Annotated in this window: 25 protein-coding genes; 10 read left to right on the top strand and 15 right to left on the bottom strand. The window is 70.2% G+C overall.

The genetic code is table 11. The features are described from left to right. Window positions 1-39 precede the first annotated feature (39 nt). A complete protein-coding gene (locus tag ABGB08_RS16180) occupies window positions 40-372 on the top strand; it encodes a hypothetical protein (RefSeq protein ID WP_347591001.1) in 333 nt (110 codons plus the stop codon). A gap of 249 nt (window positions 373-621) precedes the next feature. Further along, on the top strand, window positions 622-1,398 hold the full coding sequence (locus ABGB08_RS16175; RefSeq protein ID WP_347590999.1) for an HNH endonuclease family protein: 777 nt from the start codon (window positions 622-624) through the stop codon (window positions 1,396-1,398). A gap of 42 nt (window positions 1,399-1,440) precedes the next feature. Here the strand turns inward: ABGB08_RS16175 and ABGB08_RS16170 are convergent, their stop codons facing one another. Further along, entirely contained in the window at window positions 1,441-2,838 is a 1,398-nt protein-coding gene (locus tag ABGB08_RS16170; RefSeq protein ID WP_347590997.1) for an MFS transporter, read from the bottom strand. A 91-nt stretch (window positions 2,839-2,929) separates the two neighbouring features. On the opposite strand from ABGB08_RS16170, the gene ABGB08_RS16165 reads away from it, so the two are divergent. Further along, window positions 2,930-3,529, top strand: a complete 600-nt coding sequence (locus ABGB08_RS16165) for a helix-turn-helix domain-containing protein (protein ID WP_347590995.1) — start codon at window positions 2,930-2,932, stop codon at window positions 3,527-3,529. A 74-nt stretch (window positions 3,530-3,603) separates the two neighbouring features. Here ABGB08_RS16165 and ABGB08_RS16160 read toward each other — a convergent pair whose 3' ends face one another. From ABGB08_RS16160 to ABGB08_RS16150, 3 genes are all read right to left on the bottom strand, one after another. Continuing rightward, window positions 3,604-4,515 (bottom strand): aminoglycoside phosphotransferase family protein, encoded by a 912-nt coding sequence (locus ABGB08_RS16160; protein WP_347590993.1) that lies wholly within the window; start codon window positions 4,513-4,515, stop codon window positions 3,604-3,606. Window positions 4,516-4,728: 213 nt separating this feature from the next. After that, window positions 4,729-5,880, bottom strand: coding sequence for an MFS transporter (locus ABGB08_RS16155; protein ID WP_347590991.1), 1,152 nt, complete (start codon window positions 5,878-5,880; stop codon window positions 4,729-4,731). Window positions 5,881-6,024: 144 nt separating this feature from the next. Beyond that, complete coding sequence (locus ABGB08_RS16150) at window positions 6,025-7,050, bottom strand: YafY family protein (protein ID WP_347590989.1); 1,026 nt, start codon at window positions 7,048-7,050, stop codon at window positions 6,025-6,027. A 62-nt stretch (window positions 7,051-7,112) separates the two neighbouring features. On the opposite strand from ABGB08_RS16150, the gene ABGB08_RS16145 reads away from it, so the two are divergent. Both ABGB08_RS16145 and ABGB08_RS16140 read left to right on the top strand, forming a co-directional pair. Then, a complete protein-coding gene (locus ABGB08_RS16145) occupies window positions 7,113-7,700 on the top strand; it encodes a DinB family protein (protein ID WP_347590987.1) in 588 nt (195 codons plus the stop codon). Next, window positions 7,697-8,158 carry a VOC family protein gene (locus ABGB08_RS16140; RefSeq protein WP_347590985.1) on the top strand — a complete coding sequence of 154 codons (462 nt, stop codon included), beginning with the start codon at window positions 7,697-7,699 and terminating at the stop codon, window positions 8,156-8,158. The genes ABGB08_RS16145 and ABGB08_RS16140 overlap by 4 nt, the downstream gene beginning before the upstream one ends. 46 nt (window positions 8,159-8,204) lie before the next feature. On the opposite strand, the gene ABGB08_RS16135 is transcribed toward ABGB08_RS16140, so the two are convergent. Continuing rightward, window positions 8,205-8,723 carry a response regulator transcription factor gene (locus ABGB08_RS16135; protein WP_347590983.1) on the bottom strand — a complete coding sequence of 173 codons (519 nt, stop codon included), beginning with the start codon at window positions 8,721-8,723 and terminating at the stop codon, window positions 8,205-8,207. Between ABGB08_RS16135 and ABGB08_RS16130 the strand changes: the two genes are divergently transcribed. Beyond that, window positions 8,712-9,206, top strand: a complete 495-nt coding sequence (locus tag ABGB08_RS16130; protein ID WP_347590981.1) for a hypothetical protein — start codon at window positions 8,712-8,714, stop codon at window positions 9,204-9,206. The two genes, ABGB08_RS16135 and ABGB08_RS16130, sit on opposite strands and share 12 nt — an antisense overlap. A gap of 5 nt (window positions 9,207-9,211) precedes the next feature. Here ABGB08_RS16130 and ABGB08_RS16125 read toward each other — a convergent pair whose 3' ends face one another. After that, window positions 9,212-9,907: a CGNR zinc finger domain-containing protein gene (locus ABGB08_RS16125; RefSeq protein WP_347590979.1), complete on the bottom strand. Its 696-nt coding sequence runs from the start codon at window positions 9,905-9,907 to the stop codon at window positions 9,212-9,214. Window positions 9,908-9,957: 50 nt separating this feature from the next. Then, a complete protein-coding gene (locus tag ABGB08_RS16120; protein WP_347590977.1) occupies window positions 9,958-11,175 on the bottom strand; it encodes an MFS transporter in 1,218 nt (405 codons plus the stop codon). Between the two features lie 259 nt (window positions 11,176-11,434). On the opposite strand from ABGB08_RS16120, the gene ABGB08_RS16115 reads away from it, so the two are divergent. Further along, window positions 11,435-12,340 carry a hypothetical protein gene (locus ABGB08_RS16115; RefSeq protein ID WP_347590975.1) on the top strand — a complete coding sequence of 302 codons (906 nt, stop codon included), beginning with the start codon at window positions 11,435-11,437 and terminating at the stop codon, window positions 12,338-12,340. Window positions 12,341-12,417: 77 nt separating this feature from the next. Here the strand turns inward: ABGB08_RS16115 and ABGB08_RS16110 are convergent, their stop codons facing one another. The 7 genes from ABGB08_RS16110 to ABGB08_RS16080 form a co-directional block, all read right to left on the bottom strand. Further along, window positions 12,418-13,515, bottom strand: coding sequence for a serine hydrolase (locus ABGB08_RS16110; protein WP_347590973.1), 1,098 nt, complete (start codon window positions 13,513-13,515; stop codon window positions 12,418-12,420). Window positions 13,516-13,615: 100 nt separating this feature from the next. Further along, window positions 13,616-14,491 (bottom strand): phosphorothioated DNA-binding restriction endonuclease, encoded by an 876-nt coding sequence (locus tag ABGB08_RS16105; protein WP_347590971.1) that lies wholly within the window; start codon window positions 14,489-14,491, stop codon window positions 13,616-13,618. A gap of 168 nt (window positions 14,492-14,659) precedes the next feature. Next, a complete protein-coding gene (locus tag ABGB08_RS16100) occupies window positions 14,660-15,055 on the bottom strand; it encodes a VOC family protein (RefSeq protein ID WP_347590969.1) in 396 nt (131 codons plus the stop codon). Continuing rightward, window positions 15,052-15,831, bottom strand: a complete 780-nt coding sequence (locus tag ABGB08_RS16095) for an ArsR family transcriptional regulator (RefSeq protein ID WP_347590967.1) — start codon at window positions 15,829-15,831, stop codon at window positions 15,052-15,054. The genes ABGB08_RS16100 and ABGB08_RS16095 overlap by 4 nt, the downstream gene beginning before the upstream one ends. Window positions 15,832-15,883: 52 nt before the next feature. Further along, the gene (locus ABGB08_RS16090) at window positions 15,884-16,474 is read right to left on the bottom strand and encodes a GNAT family N-acyltransferase (protein ID WP_347590965.1); all 591 of its coding nucleotides are present in this window, start codon (window positions 16,472-16,474) and stop codon (window positions 15,884-15,886) included. Further along, complete coding sequence (locus ABGB08_RS16085; protein ID WP_347590963.1) at window positions 16,471-17,169, bottom strand: methyltransferase domain-containing protein; 699 nt, start codon at window positions 17,167-17,169, stop codon at window positions 16,471-16,473. The genes ABGB08_RS16090 and ABGB08_RS16085 overlap by 4 nt, the downstream gene beginning before the upstream one ends. Before the next feature lie 111 nt (window positions 17,170-17,280). Then, entirely contained in the window at window positions 17,281-17,643 is a 363-nt protein-coding gene (locus ABGB08_RS16080) for a hypothetical protein (protein ID WP_347590961.1), read from the bottom strand. Between the two features lie 24 nt (window positions 17,644-17,667). Between ABGB08_RS16080 and ABGB08_RS16075 the strand changes: the two genes are divergently transcribed. Beyond that, a complete protein-coding gene (locus ABGB08_RS16075) occupies window positions 17,668-18,465 on the top strand; it encodes a PHP-associated domain-containing protein (RefSeq protein WP_347590959.1) in 798 nt (265 codons plus the stop codon). Window positions 18,466-18,570: 105 nt separating this feature from the next. On the opposite strand, the gene ABGB08_RS16070 is transcribed toward ABGB08_RS16075, so the two are convergent. After that, window positions 18,571-19,503, bottom strand: a complete 933-nt coding sequence (locus tag ABGB08_RS16070) for a lysophospholipid acyltransferase family protein (RefSeq protein ID WP_347590957.1) — start codon at window positions 19,501-19,503, stop codon at window positions 18,571-18,573. Between the two features lie 316 nt (window positions 19,504-19,819). Here ABGB08_RS16070 and ABGB08_RS16065 point away from each other — a divergent pair, with 316 nt between their 5' ends. Continuing rightward, window positions 19,820-20,854, top strand: coding sequence for a GNAT family N-acetyltransferase (locus ABGB08_RS16065; RefSeq protein ID WP_347590955.1), 1,035 nt, complete (start codon window positions 19,820-19,822; stop codon window positions 20,852-20,854). 87 nt (window positions 20,855-20,941) lie between these two features. Further along, on the top strand, window positions 20,942-24,643 hold the full coding sequence (locus ABGB08_RS16060) for a hypothetical protein (RefSeq protein WP_347590953.1): 3,702 nt from the start codon (window positions 20,942-20,944) through the stop codon (window positions 24,641-24,643). Window positions 24,644-24,711: the final 68 nt, after the last annotated feature.

Below are 24,711 nucleotides of genomic sequence, written 5' to 3'. Positions count from 1 at the left end.
GGGCCCACGGACGCGATGCAAGCGAAGGGAGACATTCCCATGGGAAAACGAATCGCCGCCTCAATGATCGTCTGTGCCGCGGGCTGGCTCACGGTCGCCAGCGTGCCGGCCTCGGCCAGCACCCACCCCCACCCCAAGGTGCCCCGGGCCGCCCTTGCGTGCGTGTACCAAGTTGGGCATGTGCGTCCGAGTAGCTACCTCAATGTCCGCCTCAACCCCTCGCTGCGCTCTCACCCCATCGGCAAGCTCAAAGTGGCCGACGGGTTCTTCGCCGGAGCCTGCCAGCCCGTCAGGAACTGGGTGGCGGTCAAGTCCTCCTGCGGCAAGCCCGGCTGGGCCTCCGCCAAGTACCTGGTCAGGTTGAGTAAGTAGCAGATGTGAGCTGACGTCCCCGGCCGTCGTCCATCGCGTCGGCCGGGGACGAGAAATCCACCGAATCGCTCCTCCGCGCTACCGGCCGCCGCGCCGCGTACCAGCGCGCTGACCTGACGCGGCCCCGCGCCGCGATCCCCGGCGGCCGCCGATCGCGCGGAAGGCGGCGAAGGGCCTCGTCGGCTATCGCTCCTGATCGTGAGCGGGCGGGACGAACCTCCCAGACGATGCAGACCAGAGGGAGACCTCGTGACAATCACCAAACGGATCGCCTTCCTGCTGTTCGCATGCGCCGCCACAAGCTGGCTCGTGGTCACCACCCGGCAGACCGCCACGCGAACCCCCGACGCCCGACGCCCGACACCCGCGGTCACACCGAGCGTTTCCCCGGCCGGCGTGAGCGCGAACCCCCTGCACAATCCGGACGGGACCAGGCCAGGACTGGTTCCCATCACCTCACGCGCGGACCGGGCGAAGTCCGTCGAATTGATCAAGAAGTTGGGGGTCATGGAGCCCTACTCCCTATGGGGCTACACACGCTCCTGGTTCGGCGAGAATTGGGCGGACACCGCGATAGACGTCCCCTATGCGCGGAACGGATGTCGTACCCGCGATGACTTGCTCGCCCGGGACGGAGCAGACCTGAAATTCCGTCCCGGATCGCGCTGTGAAGTCGTCGCGATGAAACTCTCGGACCCCTACACCGGCAAGACGATCGAGTGGCGCAAACAGGACGCGGGCCAGGTGCAGGTCGACCACGTGGTGCCCCTGTCGTACGAATGGCGGATGGGCGCCTGGGAGTGGCCGGAAGACAAGCGGGTACGGATCGCCAACGACCCCCTCAACCTGATGCCCGTCTACGGCCCCATCAACGAGGCCAAGGGCGGCGCCGGCCCGGCATCCTGGCTCCCTCCGGTACAGAAGATCCGCTGCGCCTACGTCACCCGTTTCGCCCAGGTCGCCGCGAAGTACGACCTTCGCGTTACCGAGCAAGACAAGACCACCATGCTCGCTCAATGCCTCTAAGCGGTCGCCGCCGCGCGGGACCTGCTGCGCGGCGGCGTCACATCAGCGTGTGCCGGCTCGCCCAGGTGTCAGGATGGCGGCCACGAGGGCCGCGACACCCGCGGTGACCGCGGCGAGGATGAAGCCGTCAGTGAACCCGGAGAGCGTGTCCCCGGTGATGCTGACCGCCGCGACGCTGGAGATGACCGCGGCTCCGATGGAGGCGCCGAATTCGTGGAAGGTGCTGACGATGCCGGAGGCGATGCCGGATTCGTGCGGAGCCACCTGGCCGAGAGCGGTCGCCGAGGCGACGACGAACATCGCGCCGGCCCCGGCGGCCGCCACCGCGGTGCCCGCCACGACGGTCGCGGGGTGCATCGACAGGGCGGGCACGGCCATGCCGATCGCGGTGGTGAGCAGTCCGGCCACGGCGAGCCGGCGCGCTCCGGCCCTGGCGATGGCCCGGCCGGTGAGGTTGGCCCCGAGCGTCGTCCCCACCGCGACCGGGAGGAACAGCAGGCCGGTCTGCAGGGCGCCGAATCCCCGCGCGTGCTGGAAGTAGAAGGTGCCGAGGAAGAACACCGCGATCATCAGCGCCGTCGCCATCAGGATGAGGAACGTGCCGGTGGCCACCGGGCGCCGTACCAGCAGGGTGAGGTCCATCAAGGGCGACCTGGCGGTCTTCTGCCTGATCACGAACGCCAGGTAGCCCAGCACGGCCGCCGGCACGAGCCACCCGGTCGTGGCGGTGAGCCACCCGTGGTCTCCGGCGCGCGTGATCGCGTAGATCAAGACGCCGGACGAAGCGGTGACCAGCACCGCACCGAGCACATCGAGCCGGGGCCGGGGCCCGGCCAGGCTCTGGCGCGGCAGCATCCGGGCGAGAGCGGCGAGGATCACCAGCCCGATGGGCACGTTGACGAAGAAGACCCATGGCCAGCCTGGTCCGGCGGTGAGCAGCCCGCCCAGCAGCACGCCGAGGGCCGCGCCCCCGCCGCCGAGCGCGGACCACACACCCAGCGCCTTGTTCCGCTCATCACCGTCGAACAGGCTCACCACCAGGGACAGGGCCGACGGGGACAGCAGCGCCGCGCCGAGTCCCTGCGCGACGCGGCCGCCCAGCAGCAGGCCGGCCGAGCCGGCCAATCCGGTCACCAGCGATGCCGCCGTGAAGATCAGCAGGCCGGCGAGCACCACCCGCTTGGCCCCGATCAGGTCGGCGAGCCGCCCGCCCAGCAGCATCAGGCCGCCGAACGTCAAGGTGTACGCGCTGACCGTCCACGTCACCGCCTGGCGGCTCAGGCCCAGGTCGATCTCGATGTGCGGCAGCGCGATGGCCACGACGGTGATGTCGAGGATCAACATCAGCTGGGCCACCCCGAGGAATCCCAGGATGCGCCATCGCAACGGATGGGACGAACTGCTCTGCGCGGATGTCTTGTCGCTCTGCTGCTGTGCCATCGGGAGCCTCCGGCGATAACTCGTATGTCGGTGTACGACTTCTAGTTCCGGAGATTAACACATACATCTCCGTACGAGTTAGGATGGTGGTATGCCAACCGCCGCTGCGGGTCCGCGCCGGCGCGCGGACGCCGAACGCAGCATCGCCCGCATCGTCTCCGCGGCACGCAAGAGCCTGAGCAGTGATCCGAATGCGAGCGTCGACGACATCGCGAAGGCCGCCGGTGTGGGCCGGATGACGCTCTACGGCCACTTCCGCACCCGGGCGGAACTGGTCGAGGCCGCCCTGGTCGACGCGATGCGCGCCGGTGAGGAGGTGCTGTCAGCCGTCGATCTCACCGGGGACGCGCAGGACGCGCTGGCCCGATTGCTCGACTCCAGCTGGTCCCTCGTGGCCGAGTCCATGGCGTTGCTGACGGCGGCCCAGGGAACTCTTCCCCCCGGACGCATCCTCCAGCTGCACGCCGCTCCCGCACAGCGTGTCGAAGAGCTCATCCGCCGTGGCCAGAACGAAGCCGCGTTCCGCACCGACCTGCCGATCACCTGGCTGGTCAGTGCCGTGCACTACATCCTGAAAGGCGCCGCGGAGGAGAACCGCGCCGGGCGCCTGAAGACAGAGGATGTCGCCCGCGTCGTCATCGCGACGGTGCAGTCGCTCCTCACCGGACCGCCAGGTAGTTCGAACCTGTAGGCCCGGTTCTCGCTCAGGCAGTGCCAGGTACGGGCGCTCCAGAGCAGCCACCGAGAACCACCAACCCGCGGGGGTCAGTTGGCGCGATCGTGGTCAGCCAGGACTTCATCGATGACGCGGCGGTTGCCCGCGGCTCGCTTCTCGTCCCTGTCGATGTCCTCGGCCAGGGTGATCAGGGCCTTCCACAGGGCCCAGCCGCGAGCCCGCGCCCACATGGCGGGATCCTGACCGACAGCGCTGTGGAAGGTCTCCCGGCTCTCGCCTGAGAACATCGTCCACGCGATCACCAGATCGCAGGCGGGATCGCCGACGCCTGATGTCCCGAAGTCGATGACGGCAGCCAGCTTTCCGTTCCTGACCAGCAGGTTGCCGCTCGCAAGGTCGCCGTGGAACCACACCGGCGGCCCGGACCAGGCCGCCTCAAGGGCGGCGTCCCACACGCCTAGTGCCCGGGTGGTGTCGATGCGGCCGTCCAGCAAGGCGAGGGAGCGGCGTGTGTCATCGTCGTAGTAAGCCGGTGACACACCCCGATAGAAGCTGTGCGCGCCCGCCGGCGGCCCGCCAGTCGCGTCAACGCGCTGCAGGGCGAGAAGGAAGCCGGCGACCGAGGTCGCGAATGCCGACAGGTCGTCGATGCGGTCAACGCTCGCGGTCTCGCCGTCCAGCCAGCCGCGGATCGACCAGCTGAACCGGTACCCCTCGCCCGGAGCCCCCTTCGCCAGAGGCGCGGGAATGGCGACCGGCAACGACGGTGCGAGAATCGGCAGCCATCGATGTTCCTTGTCAACCGCGGGGGCATAACCGGCGGCAGTGGGCAGACGCGCCGACATCTCATCACCGAGACGGTAGGTGCGGTTGTCCCACCCGTCGACCTCGACCGGTGTCACGGGAAGGGCGCTCCACTGCGGGAACTGGGTCGCGACCAGCCGCTTCACCAGCCCCGCGTCGATGCCGGCGCGCCCATCGATGTGCAGGTTCTCGACCACCCCGAGAGTGTGTCGGCCACTCCCGCTGCCCTGCAAAGGGTTTTCGGCGTCCATCGAAGGTGGACGCTGTCATGTGTGAGGGGATGAGGAGCTCACCCCACCGGCCGAACTGGACGCGGCCTTTTGTACGGCGGTGGGGACGGGAGTGGAGGCGGTACCGGCCCTGGCGTGACAGCGGAGACTCCAGCTCGCCGTAACTGTCAGGCGGGACCGTCAGGCCGTAGTAGCAGCCGTGGCGCGGCGCAGTGCGAACGGCACGAGCAGGAACGCCACGCCCGCGGCCAGGAAGGCGCCCGCCCCGACGGTGCCCACGGCACCGGCGGCCAGTGCGGCCAGCGGTGGGACGGCGGGCTGCGCCAGGCCCCACGACGATCCCTGGAAGGCGAACCAGCGAGGTCGTTCCCGCTCCGGCGCGGCATCGGCGATCATCGACTGCCAGCGGCCGAGCAGCACGCCGTTGACCGCGGTGCCGGCCAGGTAGGCGGCGATGGTGAGCTGCGCGCTGGTGGTCGAAGCCATGACCAGCGCCAGCGCCAGCACTCCCAGCAGCACCGTGCCGACGCCGAGGATCACCCGGTGCATACGTCCGGCCAGCAGTCGCCGGGCCGCCCACAGGGCCAGCGGGGCCAGCACGGCCGCGCCCGCCAGCGTCAGACCGGGGACCCACGCGGCCACGCCACGCTCCAGCAGCGCCAGCGGCAGGTACATCATCACCGCCAGGTAACCGACCGCGAACGCGGTACTGGCCACCGTCAGCCGCAGCAGCGCCGCCGGTGGCCGCCAGCGCCCACCCGGCCGGGTGCGGCGCGCGGCTCGCCTGCCCTCGCCGGCTTCGCGCGGCAGGAACGCCATCGACACGGCGGCCGCCGCCAGGCAGGTGAGCGCGTCGGCGGCCACCAGCCAGCGCACCCCCAGCGGCAGCAACACCGCGGCCAGCAGTCCCGCGACCGCTCCGGCCGCCGATAACACCACGCCCATCACCGCGTACGTCGCATGGCGCCGCTCGCCCGAACTCGCCCGCGCCAGCAGCTCCTGGGCCGCCGGCTCATACAGCTCGAAGGCCAGCCCGACCAGCGCGATCGCGATCAGCACCTGCGCCGGCTCGTGCGCCGGCGCAAGCCCGAACAGCGCCACGCCGGTTGCGGTCAGCCCGCCGGCCAGCACGCCGCGGGGTGAGTAGCGATCCAGCAGGAACGCCCCCGCCCAGCGCGAGGCCAGCGCCGCCACCCCGAACAGGGCCAGCGCCGCCGCGGCCAGATCCGGCCCGGCCAGCACCGCCAGGAACGACAGCGCGTAGGCGCCGAGCTGGTTGAGGATCCGCACCCACACCAGCGTCCTGGCCGCCGCGGGCAGTGATCTGAACAATTGGTTCCCCTCGACGCCCGGCAAGCGTCATGCTCGCACACGCCGCCGACAGAACCGGCAGGCCTGCGCCTGGCCGGTGACGCCACCTCAGGGCGCACCGCCCGCACGATCCACCCGCAGGCGTGTGCCATGCACGAGATCCGGTCAGGGGAGCGGACGCGGTTGCACTGCTGGGCTGTCCGGCACCGGTGAGATCGTCGCACCGGCCGTCAGCAGTCTCTCCGCCAGCGCGCGGCAGCGCCTTCCGAGCTCCGGAGGGTCGAGCACCTCGAAGTCGTGCCCCAGCAGGAGCACGTGCATGAGGACGAAGTCGAGGCTGGCGGCGCCGCTGAGCACCTCGCAGAGCTCGCTCCCGCGCGGTCGTACGACGGCCGCCGACGCCGGAATCTGCGCGCGCACCGTGCCGGCCGGCGCGTGCACGAGGAAGCGCGCCTGGTGCGGGTAGACCCGGCTCGCCACCCCCTCCTGCACGTACGTCGCCGCGTCGGGCGCCGCGCGCGGGCGGAAGGGCCGGATCCGTGCGGACACATCGGTCATCCGGTCGACGCGGAAGCTGCGCCAGTCGTCGCGATCGAGGTCGTAGGCGAACAGGTACCAGCGCCGGTCGGAGGCGACCAGGCGGTAGGGCTCGACCCACCGCCGCCGCACCTCGCTCCCGGAGCTCCCGGACGGGTAGCCGAAGCCGGCCTCGACCTCGTCGCGGCAGGCTCTGGCCAGCGTCATGAGCACCTTGGGGTCGACCGGCGTGCGGCCTCCGCCGAAGGACTCCACCGAGCCGGAGAGCGCGCGCACCTCGTGCCGCAGCCGGGTGGGCAGCACCCGGTCGAGCTTGGTCAGCGCCCGGAGGGCGGCGTCGCCGGTGCCGGCGACCGCGCCACCCGCGCCGGCGAGCAGCGAGACCGCGGTGGCGATCGCCTCCTCGTCGTCGAGGAGCAGCGGCGGCAGGTCCTGCCCCGGGCCGAGCTGGTAGCCGCCGCCGACACCCTGGCTGGCATGCACCGGATAGCCGAGCGTGCGCAGCCGCTCGACATCGCGCCGCACCGTGCGCGGCGTGACCCCGAGCCGGTCGGCGAGCTCGGGGCCGGTCCAGACCCGGCGCTGCTGCAGCAGCCCGAGCAGGGTGAGCACCCGCTCCGTCGTACCCCGCTCGTCACCGCCTGCCACGACCATGTCTTCCACTCTGGCAGAGATAGCGGACCGATTCTGTCCGCTAGGGGTGCCAGGGTGGCTCCATGGACGCAGACGAACTCGACTGGAACCGGACGCTGCGCGAGCAGTGGGAGTTCCACTGGAACCATCAGCTCCGAGCCCGGCTCGACGGCCTCACCGACGAGGAGTACTTCTGGTCGCCGGTGCCGGAGGCCTGGAGCGTGCGGCCGCGCGGCAGCTCGACGGCGCCCGTGCAGGTCGGCGCCGGGGACTTCACGATGGACTACGCCTTCCCCGAGCCGGTTCCCGCGGCCTTCACCACGATCGCCTGGCGACTGGGTCACGTCATCGTCGGCGTGCTCGCCGCGCGCAACGCGGCGCACTTCGGCGCGCCGGCGGCGTCGTACGAGACCTGGGAGTACGCCGGCGGCGCGGCCACCGCGCTCGACCAGCTCGAGGCCCAGCTCGACCTCTGGCTGGCCGGGGTACGCGGCCTCGGCGACGGCGCGCTCCGGGTCCCGGTCGGCGCGAAGGAACCCTACCCCGAGGCGCCCATGGCCGATCTGGTGCTGCACATCCACCGCGAGCTGATCCACCACCTGTCCGAGGTCTGCCTGCTGCGCGACCTCTACCTGCACACGAAACCCGCTACGAACGGAGCAACCCGATGAGCCGCCACATCCAGGTCACCTTCGACGCCCACGACCCGCGGGCGCTGTCGTTCTTCTGGCGCGAGGTCCTGGGCTACGTCCACCCCGGCCCGCCCGGAGTCGACCTGCCCGAGGGCGCCGACCCGCTGGCCGCGTGGGACGACTTCCTCGCGCGGGTCGGCGTGCCGGAGGATCAGCGCAACACGAGATCGGCCATCGAGGACCCGGACGGGCGCGGCCCGCGGCTGTTCTTCCAGCAGGTGCCGGAGGACAAGGTCGCCAAGAACCGCGTCCACCTCGACGTCCGTGCGGCTCCCGGACTGCGGGGAGAGGAGCGGATGGCGGCGCTGGAGGCCGAGTGCGACCGGCTCGTCGCGCTGGGAGCGACGCGGGTACGTCTCGACGAGCCCGAACCCCCGATGAGCGCCGGCTTCATCGTGATGGCCGACCCCGAGGGCAACGAGTTCTGCCTGGACTGACGCGGCTCGCCGATCTTCGGACCACCGCGGGGATGGGCGGGCGGACTCAGCCGCCCGGCTGGATCAAGCCCGACTCGTACGCGGCGATGACCGCCTGGACCCGGTCCCGGAGCGCCAGCTTGGCGAACACGTTGCTGACGTGGGTCTTCACCGTGTGCTCGCTGACGACGAACTCCGCGGCGATCTCCGCGTTCGACAGGCCGCGACCGAGCAGCAGGAGCGTCTCCCGCTCCCTGATGGTGAGGAGGCCGAGCCCGACGGGCTTCCGCGGCCGCCTGGACACCATGTCGTCGATCAGCCGGCGGGTCACGGTCGGCGCGAGCAGCGACTCCCCGGCCGCCACCACCTGGACGGCACGCACGAGGTCGTCTCTGCGCACGTCCTTGAGCAGGAAGCCGCTCGCTCCGGCGCGGAGGGCGTCGTAGACGTATTCGTCCTGGTCGAAGGTGGTCAGCATGAGGACGCGTGCGTCTGTTTCCCCGCACACCACCCGCGCGGCGTCGATGCCGTCCATTCGCGGCATCCGGATGTCGAGGAGGAGCACCTGGGGCCGGTGCGCGCGCACCGCCTCGATCGCCGCGAGGCCGTCGCCCGCCTCGGCCACCACACCGCCCTGGCCCTGTTCGTCCCGCTCATCCTCGAACTCGCCCGCCGGGCCGGGAACCGGCGGGCCGCGGCCGCGGTCGCGGCGTTCAGCCTGGTCGGTGTCGCGGCCGGCGCCGTCCAGGTCGTCATCGACCTGGTCGTCGGGTTCCTCGCGGCGGACAGGCCGGAAATGGGCGAGCTCTTCGACCAGGTCCAGCAGGTCCCGGGAGTAGAACTCGCGATCTACATCGTCGTGCCGACGTTCTTCTATCTCGGGCTGGTCGTCCTGGTCGCCATGCAGGCCGTCGCCGGGCGGGTCGGCTGGTGGAGCCCGGCGCTCGTCGCGCTCGGTGTCGTCGTGGTGGTCGTCAGCGGGGATCTCCTCCCGCTCAGCGCCCTGCTCAACCTCGTGGGGCTCGCCCCGCTGAGCCGGCAGCCCGTTCACGCGGACGCGCGGTCGTGAGAGATCTACGGGGCGCCGGCCCGCGCGGCGCGGCGGCGCTCGGTGAGCCGCCGGGCCTTGGCCGTGCTGCCACAGTCGGCCATGCGGCACCAGCGGCGGGAACCGTTGCGGCTCTGGTCGAGGAACAGCCACCCGCAGCCGCCTTCGGATACGGGGCAGCGGCGTACCCGGGTCAGGTCGGCTGTCCGCAGTACGTCGAGTGCGGCCTCGGCGATCCGGTCGGGGATCAGCATGGCCGGAACCGTGCCGTAGGTGAGCCGTACCTGCGGCGGGTCGCCTCTGTCGAGCACCAGCGTCGCCCGGGCGGCCGCCCCGGACCACCGCTCGTGCAGCCCGACCAGCGCGGCCCCGGCCGCGATCGGGTCGCCCCCGGCGAGGCCGCCTGGGTCACCCGCCGCCCCGCCGTCCGCGGGCTGGATCGCCGCGAGCAGCACGAGATGCAGCCCTTCCCGAATGTCCCGCGCGGCGGCCAGTCCCGCGTGGGCCGCCGCGGGATCGTCGCGCCACGCCCGACCGGCCCGGTCGGCCTCCGCGTCGCTGATCAGGCCCGCCCTGACCGTCCAGCGCAGTAGTGCGGAGGTGCCGGACAGGAAGTCGTAGGGCGGCGTGCCGTCGAGCGGTGTTCCTCGTTCGAGCGTGTTGACCAGATCGAGTGCGGGGTGCCCGCCGACCAGTGGCAGCTGGCACACGTCGAGTGGCATGCCAGCCAGGCTACCACCTAAGGTGTTGACGCAGGTTGCAGAGCATCGGGTTACGTGACTCGGGTGACCTCGGGCAGGGGCTCGTCGGCGGTCGCCGGCGCGGCCTTCCGCCGGCTGGAGAAGACCGGTTCGGCCAGCACGATGGCGAGCGCCGCCAGGCTGAGCAGCGCCCCGGCGAGTGCCGTGCTGCGCGGGCCCGGGCCGGGCAGCAGGACACTGCCGAAGAACGCGCCCGCGGTGATGCCCATGTTGAACGCCGTGGAGGTACCGGCGCTTGCCATGTCCGACTCGCCCGGTGCGTACACGAGCACTCGCCAGCCCAGAGCGGCGGTCAGGCCCGCCAGCGTGAAGCCGGACAGGGAGATCATGATGACGGTCGCGAGCTGGGAGGCGCCGAACGCGTACTGCCCGGCGAGCGCCAGCACCTGCAGTCCGATGAGCCCCGTCATGGTGAGCCAGCCGTGGCGGTCGATGAGGTAGCCGACCGCGAACACGCCGGCCAGGCCCGCGATCCCGCGGGCCAGCAGGAGCGGGCCGATCGACGACTCGGCGAAGCCGCTGACGCCGGTCAGGAACGGGCTGATGTAGGTGAAGGCCGTGAAGGCGCCGGTGATCGCAATCGCCGTGGTGGCCACGATCGACAGGTACCGGCCGCGATCGGGTGCGTTGCCCCGGTCCGCCGCGCCCCGCCCGGGCGGCGTATTGGGCAGCACCGCCGCGACCGTGCCGAGTACGAGCAGGCCCAGGCCGCTGAGCGCGACGAACGCCAATCGCCAGTTGGTCTGCTGGCCGAGCCACGTGCCGGTCGGGATGCCGGCCAGCGCGCCGGCGGAGGCGCCGGCGTACAGGATCGACACGGCCCGGCCGCGCACCTCGGCCCGGAACAGCCCGGCGGCGGCCGGCGTCACGACGGCCCAGAACAGCGCCTGGCTCAGCGCGGTCACCATCCGGGCACCCATGAGCAGCCAGTAGTTCCACGTCACGGCCGACAGGCAGTTCGCCACGACGAAGACGCCTAACAGGACGCACAGCAGCCGCCGTCGAGGCAGCCGGCGAGTCAGCCGCGTGAGCGGCAGGGACACCACCACGACGATCAGGCCGTATCCGGTGACCAGCAGTCCGACCGCCGACGCGCTGGTGCCGAGATCCTTCGCGATCAGGGGAAGCAGGCCGATCGGCAGCGACTCGGTCGTCACGTAGCTGAAGACCGCCAGGGTCAGGGCGATCAAAGTCACGATCGCCGACTTGCTTCCGAACGGTTCTCGCACGCTGCCCCCTCGATTGGATCACCATCGTTTTGAACAATGGAGGTAGCTCAATGACAGTCATCACGAATGTAGACGCGATCGTGCTACCACTCAACTCAATTTAGATGGTTTCATTCATCGATGCTGGTGCAGCCGCTGCGCTCCGGCACGCTGAACCGCGAGGGGCGGCCATCCGTGTTGTGCTACGGACACGTCCGATCCGATCTCAGCGAAGGCTGTGGTAAAGGTGATTGCAGGCTTACTCAGGAGGCTGTCCATCGTGGCCGCCTCGGCGATTGTTCTCTGCGGCGGCTCGCTGGCGGGCCTCCCTTCCACCGCGTACGGGCTCAGCGCCGGGACGCTCGACAGCCTGTCGATCTCCCCGGGCACGGTCGTCGCGGGCACCCCGGCGCAGGGCACGGTGACGCTGGCGGCCGCCGTTGACCAGGACACGGTGGTCACCCTGTCCAGCACCAACACCGGCGTCGTCAGGGTCCCCGGTTCGACGACCATCCCGGCCGGGGCCCTGAGCACGGACTTCACCGTGACGACTGTCCCCTTCACCGGCCCGGGCGATTTCGCGTGCGTCAACGGCACGGCGGGCGGGATCACCCAGGTGGACTGCCTCAACGTCAACCCGGTCCCGTCCGGCCCGGTCCTGTCCTCGGTGACGTTCAGCCCGGCGACCGTCGCCGGAGGCAGCCCGGCCACCGGCACGGTCCGGTTCGCCTCCGTGACCGATGGCGCGGTGGTCACACTGTCCAGCAGCAACCCGGCCGTGGTCGGTGTCCCCGCCGAGACGGTGGTGAGCGGCGGCCAGTCGTCCGGCGCCTTCCCCGTGACCACCACCTCCGTCAGCGCCGGCACCACGGTGACCGTCACCGCCACCGCCTTCGGCGTCATTCGCACCGGCACGCTGACCGTCGTCCCCGCTACCACGCCCCCGGTCTCTGACGTGGTCCGGATCAAGCGCGCTGAGTGGAAGGGCCGCCTCCTGCGCATCGAGGCCACCAGCACCAACCCCAACGCCATTCTCAGCGTCTACCTGACCTCGTCCGACTCCTTCATGTTCACGCTCACCAACCTCGGCGGCGGCCGCTACGCGGACCAGCGGGGCTGGGTCTTCAACCCCCTGCGCATCACCGTCAAGAGTAACTTCGGCGGGTCGGCCACCGCCTCCACGTGACGACGGGCAACCGAGGCCCCGCCGCGGATGTTCCGGCGAGGCCTCGGAGGCTGACCCGCCCGACATGGTCAACATCCCTACGGTCCGGTGACCGCCGGGATGAGGTAGTTCTGGATGAACTCCCTCGAGTTGATCTCGATGTTGTCGTGACCGTCCGCCGTGTTCTCGGTTGTGGTGAAGACGATGTCGAGGGAGGGGATGACGTACGAGAACTGGCCGCCGTAGCCCCAGCCGAAGTACATCTTGTGTCCCGACACGGTCTGGTTCCACCAGCCCTGGGAATAGCTGAACGTGTCATCCACCTGCCACAGGGTGGTCGCCGCGTCCGTGATCGCCCAGGTCGGCACGAGCTGGGTACCCTTCCAGACACCGTTCTGCAGGTAGAGCAGGCCGAACTTCGCCAACTCACGGGGCGTCATGTACAGGTTGTAGCCACCCGCAAATATTGCCTGCGGATCCCGTCCCCAGTGCTCCGGGGTGACCTCCAGCGGGGTGAACAGGTTCGTGTCGGCGAACGCACACGTGCTCATGCCCGTGGCTGCCTGCAGCACACCCGACAGGACATGGGTGTTGCCGCTGCTGTAGGTGAATCGCGCCCCCGGCGTGCTCTGGAACCCCTGCGAGAGGGCCGCCCCGACCCAATCCGACCGCATCCGGATCTTGTATTCCGTGCTGTCCTCCTCCCACCGGAGGCCGGAGGCCATCGAGATCAGGTTCCGGAGACTGATCCGCGCACCGTTCGGGTACCGCGGGAGGTACTTCGAGACCTTGTCGTCGAGGCTCGTGATGTACCCCTTCTGGACGGCGATCGCAAGGAGTGCCTGGATCATGCTCTTCGACGCGGAGTGCACATTGTTGCTCCTGAAGCGCGTGCTTCCGTTGTAGTACGACTCCGTGACGATCTTGCCGTGCCGGATGACGATCGCGCTGAGGATGGACTTGTTCGCCCGCAGGCTGTTCAGCCCGCTGTTCAGCGTCCTTGAGTTCATCCCCTGCGCCTCAGGGATCGAGAACTGCCAGTCAGCCGTGTCGTCCCGGCTGTCGGTGTAGCTCGGGTTGCTCTCGTACCAGCCGCTCCCCGTTCGTCGCCAGATGGTGTCGCAGTCCACGGTGGTGTTCACCGGCTGCAGACCTGACGACGAGACGGCCAGCGCTGTCATGGCGACGACCAGCATCCGCGTCGAGCGTCTCGTACGCGATCTCACGGATCCCCTGATGTTTGTCTCCGCTCCGGTGTGGTACGGCTGGCACTCGCTGATGCGGAAGTTTCTGCTGTTACGCCGCTCGCGCCGGTCCGCGGAAGACCTGGCTGCCGTGCCAGGCGAGGTGTCCCGCGTGGAGGTCACCCTCGATCTCCCGTCCTGCCAGGTCGTGCACTTGGGTGCGGGCGGCAGCCGTACGGCCGACAAACCCAGCCGACACCATGACCCGCAGGTCGGCGCCCAAGCCCAGCACGCCCTTGTCGAACAGCACATGGTGCAGCGAACACAGGCACACCCCGTTGTCCACCGCATCGGGTCCGTCGAAAGCGAACCACCGGATGTGGGCGGCATCCAGCCCGACCGTGCCACCTTGGTCGAGACGTCCCTCGTATCCGCAGAAGGCGCATTGGTGTTCATAAGCGCGCAGCACCTGGAGCCGGAATTCCCGGTTCCGGCGGCGGCGCTGGGCGGTCCGTACCCAGCCCACATCGCCCGCATACAGGTCCAGGCCGACCGCCTGGCAGAGCTCCTCGTGCAGCGAGTCGGGGAAATTGTCCTCCAGGAGAGCATGCACGACTCGCGACAACGCTCCCGGATCCTGCCCCAGCGCAGCCACCATCTCCGGGCCCAGGCGTCCGGCAGCTCCGCTGCGGATCAGCTCCTTGGCCGAACGCCCCGGGCTGCCGCCACCCTCGGCGGTACGGACTACCCACAAGCCGTCATCGTTGGTCAGATGGTGGAACGGATAGGCGGGGCCGCTGGCGTTCGGCGGGGCATACTCCCTGATCAGGTCGGCAAGTGCCGTCTCGGCGGCGGAGTAGGCGATCGGAGTGTCGCCCTGGCGCTGATAATGCCCCAGGGCGTACAGGAGCAGCAACGGCTTGTGCGGGGCGCGCCCAGTCGAGCTGCGGCCCTTTCTGATCTTCAGTACCCGCTCCACCAGGTCCACGCCTGTCACTCTAACGATCACGGCAAGCCGTCGTCCTGCCCGTTCTGGAGTCGTGATCATGACCAACTCATCGGCTTGCTGACCGCCTCCGACCGGGACGCGCCAACGACAGGTCACCGCATGGGGCACCTGGCGGTGGGATGTGAGGCCCTCTCGTAGTGGCGTTGCTCAGGGCGTGGGCGCGGGCCGGCGAGCGGGCTGAAACAGTTCGATCAGGTTGCCGGCGGGGTCGGCGAGCAGGATCTGGCGTCCGCCGGGGCCGGTGACCACGTCGCTGTGGAACGGCAGGCCCGCGTCGCGTAGCCGGGCGATCTCGGTGTCCAGGTCGTCGACGACCAGGTGGATGCGGTTGCGGCCCGCGACGGCCTGGTCGGGGGTGGCGCGGGCGCCGGAGCTGGTGGGTCCCGACAGCAACAAGCGCAGGTGCCCGCGTACTACGTCGGCGAAAGCGGGCGCGGCGCTGATGTTCAGGGTGAATCCGAGGTGAGTGGTGTAGAAGTCGATGGCCGCTTGGACGTCGTCGACGATGTAGCGGACGCTGGCGACCTGGTCGGCTGCTGTCATGGCTGGACCTCCCGAAAAAGGATGGGTTGCAGGTACCGGATACGGGTGTCGATCTCCGAGGCGGTACGGTCGAACGCGGGGTAGCTGTCCCGGGCCGTGTCGTCGCTGCTGATGGCGCCGGGGTCGGGGATGCTCCAGTGCAGGCGTTGCGGGTGGTCGTCGAAGCCGGGGCAGACCTCGCGGACCTTGTCGCACAGGCTGATCACGTAGTCGAAGCGTCGGCTGGTCATCGTGTCCAGATGCCGTGGACGCCGGTCGGCGATGTCGATGCCGTACCGCTGGCGCAGCACGCGCACGGCGTGGGGGTGCAGGCGCGCTTTGGGGTGACTGCCGGCGCTGGTCACCTCGGCGCGGCTGCCGACGCGGTGCCGCAGCAGGGCCTCGGCGATGGGTGATCGGGCGCTGTTACCGGTGCACATGAACAGCACGGAGGGCGCCGCCGAGGCTCTGGCCGTGAGCGTCGGCTCGGGGGGGAGCAGGCGCAGCGCGGGGTGCAGGGCGGCGCCGGCGGCGGCCAGCGCGTCCGCACAGCGCTCCAGGTCCAGGTGGTAGTAGCTATCGCGGCCGTCGAAGCTGCTGCGGCGGGCGTTGACCAGCCCGGCGGAGCGCAGCAGCCGCAGATGGTAGGACACCAGGCTCTGCGGCTCGCCGACAAGGGTGACGAGTTCTCGCACGCGCAGGTCGCTGCGCGCCAGCTCGCCTAGCAGCCGCCAGCGCACCTCGTGGGCGGCCAGCCGGACGAACGTCGGCAGGACGGCTTGCCCGGGCGATGCCATGCCCGCATGATACATCAAACTGTTTTGATGGAACTGGCCCCCGTGAAGGGTGTCAATACTCGTCCACGTAGTCCAACTCCGGCTCCCTCTGGCCCTCAAGCAGCCGGTCGGGCCGGACCGTCAGCAGGCGCACATGATCCCCAACGCCGGGCATCGCATGCACCCGGTCGGAGGCGGCGCGGAATCCGTTCTTCGTGAGGAGCAGGTCCTGGCCGCGGGCCGTACCGGCGAGCACCCAGGCCAGTTTGCGGCCAAGCCGCACCGAAAGGACGGCGCCCGCCAGCACCAGCGACCAGCCCACCCCGCCGCGCCGGTGCCGCTCGTCGACCATCCAGCGGCCACCTTCGAGCACGTCGGAGGAGGTGAGCCCGTCCCGGCGCAGGATGTCGGACGCCTGCGGCTCCAGCGTCAGCACTCGGCTCGGGCGCAGGTCCTCCAGCGGGGCCAGCCGAGCAGCCCCGGCGATCGCGCCGTCCAGGGCGCGGGCGATCAGGTGGTAGGCCAGCGCGTCGTGGTCGTCGACGTCGACCGTGACCGCCATGCCGATGGACCGCAGGACCCGGCCGCGGAACTCCAGGAGCTCCCGGTGCCAGGCTTCGGCGCCGAAGTCCGCGCAAGGCGGGTACACCTCGAAGGTCATCATGCCGACCCCAGGACGAGATAGACGGGCAGGGCGGTGAGGAACTCCCCCTTCTCGTCGGCCGCCCGCAAAGCGGAGAACCAGGCGGCGGGGCCGGGGATCACCCGTTCGTCGAGCACGGGGATGACCGCCGCCGCCTCGGCCAGCTCGGTGGACACCCCGAGGAAAGATTTGACCTCTGTCCTCACGACGCCGTGCCGGGCCAGGCGACGCCGGAGGGTGCGTCCCATCGAGGGGTTGGCGACCACCGTGCGGAACACGCCGAGCACCTGGTCGGTGAGGTCGTCGTCGACCCCGTCGACCACCAGGCCGGTCCAGTCGACGTCGACCAGGCAGATGCGGCCGCCGGGGGCGAGGGCCCTGACGAGGTTGCCGACGATCTGGTCGGGATCGTGGACGTGCTGGAGGACCCGTTCCGACCAGATGACATCGAATTCGCCCGGACGGTCGAGGGTGGTGAGGTCGGCGGTTACCGCGGTGATGCCGGGGATGTCGCCGGCCACTGCGACCATCGCGGGGTCGTGGTCCATTGCCGTCACGGAGGCGCCGAGGTCGGCGAAGCGGGCGGCCATGTCGCCGGGACCGCAACCGGCGTCCAGGACGCGCTCTCCCGGGGTTACCTTCAGTAGTTCTAGGCCTTGATCCCGGATTGCTCTGACCAAGGGCTGGCGGGAGACCCGCTCGAGATAATCGCGCATGTCCTGACCGTGAAACACCGCCATGTGGCGCCCCCGTGGCTGGGTCCGGCTGACGAGTCGAGCGTGGCAACCCCCGTACCAGCCGACAAGGAGCGTTCCAGCCAGGCATTCCTATCTCAAAACGACAAATCCACAACTGTGCCCCGCGCCCTGACGTTGCGCCATACGCTGCCACCAGGCCTCACTCGGCAAGGCCAGCGACGCCATGGAGTACACCGCGGCGGAGAGAACTGACCTGCGGTCCGGGTCCACGTCCGACCTCCCCAGTTCGGCCAGCGAGTTCAGCAGATCGACGAACCACTCCGGCTCCTCACCGACGGGGAAGAGCGTGCTGAAGTCGAGGTCGTCGGGAAAGATGATGCGGTTCAGACGCCGAGTCTTCGCCAGACGCCGCAGGTCAGCGGCCCCAGGAACGAAGGCTCGACGGTGGACCTCCAGTGCGGCCGTCGACCCCGAGCCACGACCCGCCGCCAACCCTGCCAAGCCTACGATTGCTACGTGAACGACGAGACAGGCAACGCGCCGGGAGACGAGACGACGCCGGCGGCTGCCGATGCTGGCCGGGCCGACCTTCATATGCATACCAACTTGGGTGACGGCTGGATCAGCCCCGCGCGGTTGGTCCAGACGGCGAGTCTCAGGCAGCTGACGTTGATCGCGGTAACCGATCACGACCATGTCGAGGGTGCGCGGCGGGTCGAAGAACTGCTGTCCGAACAGAACTGCACGATGAGGATGATCACCGGGGTTGAGGTCTCGACCCGTCACGGTCACCTCCTCGGCCTCTTCGTCAAGAAAGCGCCCAGGCCGCTGCGCCCGGTTCAAGAGAGCATCGACGCCATCAAGGAGCAGGGAGGGCTGGTGGTTGTGCCGCACCCCCTCGGGAAGCTGGTTCCAAGCCTGAGCCGCCGGAGGATCGATTCACTGCTGGCCGCGGGGTACGAGATCGACGCGATTGAGACGTATAACCCCAGTCCGGCTAACTCGGCTCAACGCGCCGCCGTGCTCTCGGCCAACAAGGAGTGGGGCCTGGCCGAGATCGGTGCGAGCGACGCGCATTTCTGGCAGCACATCGGTGCCGCCTACACGCGCTTCCCCGGGACCACACCCGATGATCTGCGCCGAGCCATCATCGACCGCACCGCGCGAGCCGGTGGGCAGGACCAGCGGCCCGCCCGCCTCAACCCGGCCGTCTATGCCGCACAATGCGCCTGGAGCTGGTTTGTGGATCCTCCGCGCCGTATGATCCGTCGACGCCGTGAGTCCCGTGCCGAGAACCGGGCTCACGAAGGTTGATCCCGGTGTCGGTCACACCCCTTGCCAGGCTTGGTACCGGTAGAGGCGCTGACCAGTGTCCATTGGCGAGACCGGCACCGCGCCCGCCGCATCAATGTGGTGGTTCTATATGGCAATCGCCTCGGTGGCATCCGCATCAGGTGCTTCCGCATCGGCTGGCCAGAACCGGCGGAACATGAACCACTGCGTCGGGCACTTCTGTACCACTTCTTCCTGACAGGCGAACATGTACTGCGTCAGGCGCTGTATCTCCTGCATTCTCTCCGTGCGGTTGCTCACCGCGCGCGGGAAAATCGGCGGGAACGCTCGAATGTAGAAGCGATTGCGGGGCGCGTACCAGAAATATCCCGGCATGATTGACGCGCCCGACTTGACGGCCAGCGCGGCCGAGCCGGGAGGCACGTAGGTCTTGTGGCCGAAGAACGTCACCTCCACGCCCCGTTCTCTGATCACCGGTCGATCGATGACGATCGCTACCGCTCTGCTCGCGACGAGTTCCTGCAGCACGCGGCGGGCGGCACTCGACACCGGGATGATGTCAACGCCTTTCTCTCGTCGATGCCCTTGAAGGAGGCTGTTCAGCCGCGGGTCCTTGAAAGTGTCCGCAATAGCCGAGAGCGGGACGTGGCGCGCGGCGATGGCACCGGCTATATCCCAGCTGCCAAAATGCCCGGTAGTGATGATCGCCCCCTTGCCGGGTGCTATCGCCAACCGGACGCATTCTTGCCAGGTCATGCCTTCAGTCAGATCCTGAGTGCGCGCATCGACGTCCAGCATGTCCACGTAGGGCAAGCAAATCAATGACGCCGCGGTTCGGCCGTAGTTGCTCCAGGAACTCAGAGCGGCGCGCTTGACGCGAGGGTCGGAGGCGGGCAGATCCAGGACCTTCGCCATGTTCTCCTGGGTTACCAAGCGCTTGGAACGCCACCCCAGGTAGGTCACCGAAGTAGCGGTTGCGGCAAGCCCGTGCCGCACACGTCGCGGCGTCCTACCCGCAACGGCAATGCCGGAGCGCGCAAGCCAGTATACGGATGACACCGTGCGGTCTCCCTACTTCCGACAAATTCCATCATCAAGACGAAGACCGAACCGGACAATACGGACATCTGAAATCTGCATGACCAGGCGGTTAATTAGACAGGTGAATATCTCTGGTCACGGCTCCGGAGGTTGACCTCCTACCAGGTCGCCTCGGGAAGTTCGATATCAATCGAGGAACGGGCGATCGACCTTGACTCTGCTGTGGAAGACACCTGTTGGTGACTCTTAATCAGCGGGCGGCAGCTGCTTGGGGCGCTCGACTGCCGCACACCATGCGGAGAAGTACTGACCGAGAGGGGGCGGATGCGTGGCGGTGACGATCGTGTATGAGACGCATTCGATCACGACCGACAACGAGGCGGGGGTCGCGAGTGGATGGTCGCCGGGGGAGTTGTCGTCGCGTGGCCGGGAGTTGGCGCTGGAGTTGGGGGAGCGTCGTCGCGGCGATGGTTTGGCCGCGGTGTTCAGCTCGGATTTGTGGCGGGCGGTGCAGACGGCCGAGATCGCCTTCGCGGGCAGTGCCATCCCCATTCAGATCGATACCCGGTTGCGGGAGTGCGATTACGGCGACGGGAACGGCATGCCGGTCGCGCGGCTGGCCGCTGAACGGGCCGCGCACATCGACGTGCCGTGGCCGGGCGGGCAGAGCTATCGGCAGGTTGTCGAGCAGACCCGCGACTTTCTGCGTGACCTCGTGACGATGTGGGACGGCGCGCGAATCCTGGTGATCGCCCACTCGGCCAACCGATGGGCCCTGGACCATCTGCTTACCGGCGCCGCGCTGGAGGACCTGGTTGATGCGCCGTTCGCCTGGCAGCCAGGCTGGACCTACACGCTCCACATGGACACTCGGGTGATCTTGGTCCCGCTGACGGTGGGCGATGCCGACGACATGGTGGAAGTCCTGGCCGGGCAGGATCTGTACGCCTTCATCGGCGGCACGCCGCCAACCCTGACCGAACTGCGCAACCGGTACGCCAAGCTCGCGGCCGGTCGTTCCCCCGACGGGCGGCAGGAATGGCTCAACTGGATCATCCGCCGTCGAAACGACAACCAGGCGATCGGCACCGTGCAGGCGACCGTCGCCGATGGGGGAGCCGAGATCGCCTGGGTGGTCGGGCTGCCCTGGCAAGGCCACGGGTACGCCCGCGAGGCCGCCCGGCTGCTGGTCGAGGAGCTGGCCACGCGCGGCGTACGCCACCTGCGGGCGCACATCCATCCAGACCACCACGCGTCGATGGCGGTCGCCTCCCACGTCGGCCTGGCACCGACCGACCACTTCCACGACGGGGAACGCCGGTGGGAGCGCATCGACGGCGCCCCGGGCTTCATCCAGCGCGTCGTGTAACCCCTGGACGATAGGACGTCAGGTGTGGTTGGTTGTCTCGCGCGTCATACGATGATCAAGGGGACCAAACAGACGGCGGAGGCGGTCATGGGGAGACCGGAACGTCCGCTCGATCCGGCGGACGGCCCGGTTCAGGCCTTCGCCTGGCAGCTGCGGCAGTTGCGCGAGCGGACCGGCCGGATGAGCTACCGGCGGCTGGCGCGGCTGGCCCACTACTCCGCCAGCTCGCTGTCCGGCGCCGCCAACGGCGAGCGGCTGCCCTCCCTGGAGGTGACCCTCGCCTACGTCCGCGCCCTCGGCGGAGACGAGGAGGAGTGGCGGGCGCGCTGGCGGGCGGCGGCCGAAAGGCCGGACCACCAGGACTGGGAGCCGGAGCCGCCCTGCCCGTACCAGGGGCTGATGACCTTCCAGCCGGAGCATGGCGACTGGTTCTTCGGCCGCGACCGGCTGCTCGAACGCCTTCGCGAGCTGGCCGCCCGGCAGCCCGTGATCACCGTCTTCGGCGCCTCGGGGAGCGGCAAGTCGTCGCTGCTGCGGGCCGGGCTGATGGGCGCGCTGAGCGGGGACCCCCGCTGGCGGACCATGCTCACCACCCCCACCGCCCACCCCCTGGACGCGCTGGCCGGCCAGGTGGCGAAGATGTCCGGCCTGGACGTGCACCGGCTCCGCGAGGAACTCGCCGGCGATCCCGCCACCCTGGACATCGCCGTGCGCGGCGCGCTCCTGGACGAGGGCCGCGCGCTGCTGGTCGTGGACCAGTTCGAGGAGGTGTTCACGCTCTGCGCCGACGACGGCGAACGACGCGCCTTCGTGGCCGCTCTGCTCGACCTCGCGCTCGGTCCCGAGCGGCGCACCACGGTCGTGCTCGGCGTGCGCGCCGACTTCATCGGCCACCTGGATCCCCGCCTGATGGCGCTCATGGCGGACGCCCAGCTCGTGGTCGGGCCGCCCGTCACCGGCGAAATCCGGGAGATCGTGCTGCTGCCCGCCGCCCGAGCCGGGCTCACTCTGGATCCGGACCTGCTCGCCACCGTGCTGGCCGACACCGAAGCCGAGCCGGGCGCGCTGCCGCTGCTCTCCCACGCCTTACAGGAAACCTGGCGGAACCGGACCGGCGAGCGGCTGACGCTCGCCGCCTACCAGGCGACCGGCGGGGTCAGGGGCGCCATCGCCCAGAGCGCGGAACGCGTGTACGGCGAGCTCGACGCCGCGCATCGGCAGCCGGCCCGCCGGATCTTCCTCCGGCTCACCGCCCTCGGCGACGGCACCGAGGACACCCGCCGCCCGATCGCCCGCGCCGAACTGGACGGCGTCGGCGACCCCCAGGCCGTCGCCGGCGTGCTGGCCCGGCTGGCCGACGCCCGCCTGGTGGTGCTCGGCGAGGAGTCGGTGGAGGTGGCCCACGAGGCGCTGATCCGGGCCTGGCCCCGGCTGCACCGCTGGCTCACCGACGACCGCGCCAACCTGCTCACCCACCGGCGGCTCACCGACGCCGCGTACCGCTGGCGGGACCTGCGCCGCGACTCCGGCGCGCTCTACCGGGGCGCGCAGCTGGCCGTGGCCGTAGCCTGGGCGGCCGACCACCCGGCCGAGCTGAACCAGCTGGAGGCGGCCTTCCTGCAGGCCAGCCGTGGTCTGGAACGACGCAGGACGCGCCTGCTCGCCCGCGCGGTGGCGGTGATGGCGGTGCTGCTGCTGGCCGCCGTGGCGGCGGGGGGCGTGGCGTTGCGGCAGGGCGGGGAGGCCGAGCGCCAGCGGAACGTGGCCGTCTCGCACCAGGTGTCGTTGCGGGCCCGCGACCTGCTGGGCACCGACCCCGACCTGGCGGGCCTGCTGGCCCTCGCCGCGTACGGCCTGAGCCCGGACGCCGAGACCACGGGCGGCCTGGTCAGCGCCGCGTCCGCCGCCCGCCGCCGGATCGAGCTGAACACCGGCGGCGCCTCGATCTTCGAGACGGCCCTGGACCCGCGCGGCGGGCTGCTGGCCACGGGCGGGGCCGACGGCCTGGTCACGTTGTGGGATCCGGCCGGACGCGCGGTGGTCAGGACCTTCACCGAACATGTGGACCCCGCCGACCCCATGCTGGTCCGCCGGGTCGCCTACACCGGCGACGGCCGGGTGCTGGCCTCGCTGGGCCGGCGGCCGGGGCGGCCGCCGACCGCGGGCCTGGTGGTGGCGCGGGATCCGGACACCGGACGGGAGGTCTTCCGGCGGGCCGCCGACGAGGTCACGGACGCGATGGCGATTAGCCCGGACGGGACGCTGCTGGCGTTCGGGACCGGCCGCGGCCGGATCGAGGTGTGGAACCTGAGCGACGGCACCCACCGGGTGCTCCGCGGCCATCCAACCGTCGTCATCGGTCTGGCCTTCAGTCACGACGGGGCCCTGCTGGTCTCCACCTCGGGAGGGCAGGACGGGCCGGTGGTCTGGGCGGCGGCCACCGGGCGGCGGCGCCTCGCCATCCCCGCCGCCTTCGTCCACCGGGTGGCCTTCGGGCCAGGGCGGCTGCTGGTCACCGCCGCCGAACGGCTGGGCGTGCGGTTCTGGGACCTCGATCGGGAGCGGCCGGTCGAAGTGAGCGCGCTGCCGAAGCTGACGCCGTACGCGTGGAACATCTCGGCCCCGCTGGGGGACCGGATCGCGCTGGCCGACGAGAACGGCCTGATCACCATCTGGGACTATCGGCGGAACGAGCTGATCGAGACCTATCAGGATCGGACCCGGGCCGAGACGCTGGCGGTGGCGCTCAGCCGGGACGGCCGCCGCCTGGTCTCGGCCGGGTTCGGCGGGACGATCGTGGTGCGGGAGCCGGTGCTGCCGCCGTTCGGCGGGCACAGCGCGGCCGTCAACGCGGTCGAGACCAGTCCGGACGGCTCGGTCATCGCCTCCGCGGGCAGCGACGGCACCGTGCGGCTGTGGGACGGCGCGGGCAACCCGCTCCGCCGGCTGGACGATCTCACCGACCACGCCGAGGCCGTCGCCTTCGGCCCGGGCGGGACGAGCCTGGCGGCTGTGACCCGCGACCACCAGGTGGTCCTCTGGGATCCGGCCCGGGGCAAGAAGATCACCACACTTCGTTATGACGGGCTGGGGGCCTCCACGGACCTGGCCTATCATCCGCGCGGCGGGAGCCTGGTGGCCGCCGCGCTCGGCCTGTTCCGGTGGACGCCCGGTTCCGGCGGTCGGCTCGACCCCACCCCGTTCCCACCGCCCACCGTCTTCGCGACCGGGGTGAGCTACGCGCCGGACGGACGGCTGCTCGCCGCGACCGGCCCTTCCGGCGTGCTGACCGTCTGGGATCCGGGGGCGAACGCGCCGCGCTACCGGACGGGCACCGGGCAGGGCGCGATCCTGGACGTCGCCTTCAGCCCGTCGGGAGCGGTCATCGCGACCGCGGGCGCCGACCATACGGTGAAACTGCTGGATTCGGCGACGGGCGAGGAGACCGCCGGCCTGGTCGGCCACACCGGGACGGTCGAGGTGGTCGCGTTCAGCCGGGACGGGCGGTGGCTGGCCTCGGCCGGGTCCGATCGCACGATCATCGTGTGGGATCTGGCGTCCCTGGTGCCGATGGCGGTGCTCAGCGGGCACGGGGCGCCGGTGCACGCCCTGGCGTTCACGGCCGACGGGGATCTCCTCTCCGGGGGGAATGACCACCGGATCATCCGGTGGTCACTCGATCCGGACCGGGCCGCGGCGCGGATCTGCCGCGAGGTCGGGCGCGGGCTCGGCCGGGCGGAGTGGGCGGCCTATCTGCCCGCGACGCCGTACCGGCCGATCTGTGGTTGACCGGAATTGATTGATTAGTCCCGCCAGTCCCGGCGAACAACTCGCTCACCTCGGAGAATCCCCGTGAT

Source organism: Acrocarpospora sp. B8E8 (genome assembly GCF_039871605.1).
GTDB classification, from domain to species: domain Bacteria; phylum Actinomycetota; class Actinomycetes; order Streptosporangiales; family Streptosporangiaceae; genus Acrocarpospora; species Acrocarpospora macrocephala.
This window is presented reverse-complemented; position numbering and strand designations above follow the sequence as displayed.

Bases quoted from the DNA above. Each gene is read 5' to 3' on its own strand.
- ABGB08_RS16180 (WP_347591001.1), top strand. From the start codon at position 40: ATGGGAAAACGAATCGCCGCCTCAATGATCGTCTGTGCCGCGGGCTGG.
- ABGB08_RS16100 (WP_347590969.1), bottom strand. From the start codon at position 15,055: ATGACAGCAGCCGACCAGGTCGCCAGCGTCCGCTACATCGTCGACGAC.
- ABGB08_RS16090 (WP_347590965.1), bottom strand. From the start codon at position 16,474: ATGATGACCTTCGAGGTGTACCCGCCTTGCGCGGACTTCGGCGCCGAA.
- ABGB08_RS16140 (WP_347590985.1), top strand. From the start codon at position 7,697: ATGAGCCGCCACATCCAGGTCACCTTCGACGCCCACGACCCGCGGGCG.
- ABGB08_RS16060 (WP_347590953.1), top strand. From the start codon at position 20,942: ATGGGGAGACCGGAACGTCCGCTCGATCCGGCGGACGGCCCGGTTCAG.
- ABGB08_RS16125 (WP_347590979.1), bottom strand. From the start codon at position 9,907: ATGCCACTCGACGTGTGCCAGCTGCCACTGGTCGGCGGGCACCCCGCA.
- ABGB08_RS16170 (WP_347590997.1), bottom strand. From the start codon at position 2,838: ATGGCACAGCAGCAGAGCGACAAGACATCCGCGCAGAGCAGTTCGTCC.
- ABGB08_RS16085 (WP_347590963.1), bottom strand. From the start codon at position 17,169: ATGCGCGATTATCTCGAGCGGGTCTCCCGCCAGCCCTTGGTCAGAGCA.
- ABGB08_RS16150 (WP_347590989.1), bottom strand. From the start codon at position 7,050: ATGGTCGTGGCAGGCGGTGACGAGCGGGGTACGACGGAGCGGGTGCTC.
- ABGB08_RS16145 (WP_347590987.1), top strand. From the start codon at position 7,113: ATGGACGCAGACGAACTCGACTGGAACCGGACGCTGCGCGAGCAGTGG.
- ABGB08_RS16110 (WP_347590973.1), bottom strand. From the start codon at position 13,515: ATGCTGGTCGTCGCCATGACAGCGCTGGCCGTCTCGTCGTCAGGTCTG.
- ABGB08_RS16095 (WP_347590967.1), bottom strand. From the start codon at position 15,831: ATGGCATCGCCCGGGCAAGCCGTCCTGCCGACGTTCGTCCGGCTGGCC.
- ABGB08_RS16165 (WP_347590995.1), top strand. From the start codon at position 2,930: ATGCCAACCGCCGCTGCGGGTCCGCGCCGGCGCGCGGACGCCGAACGC.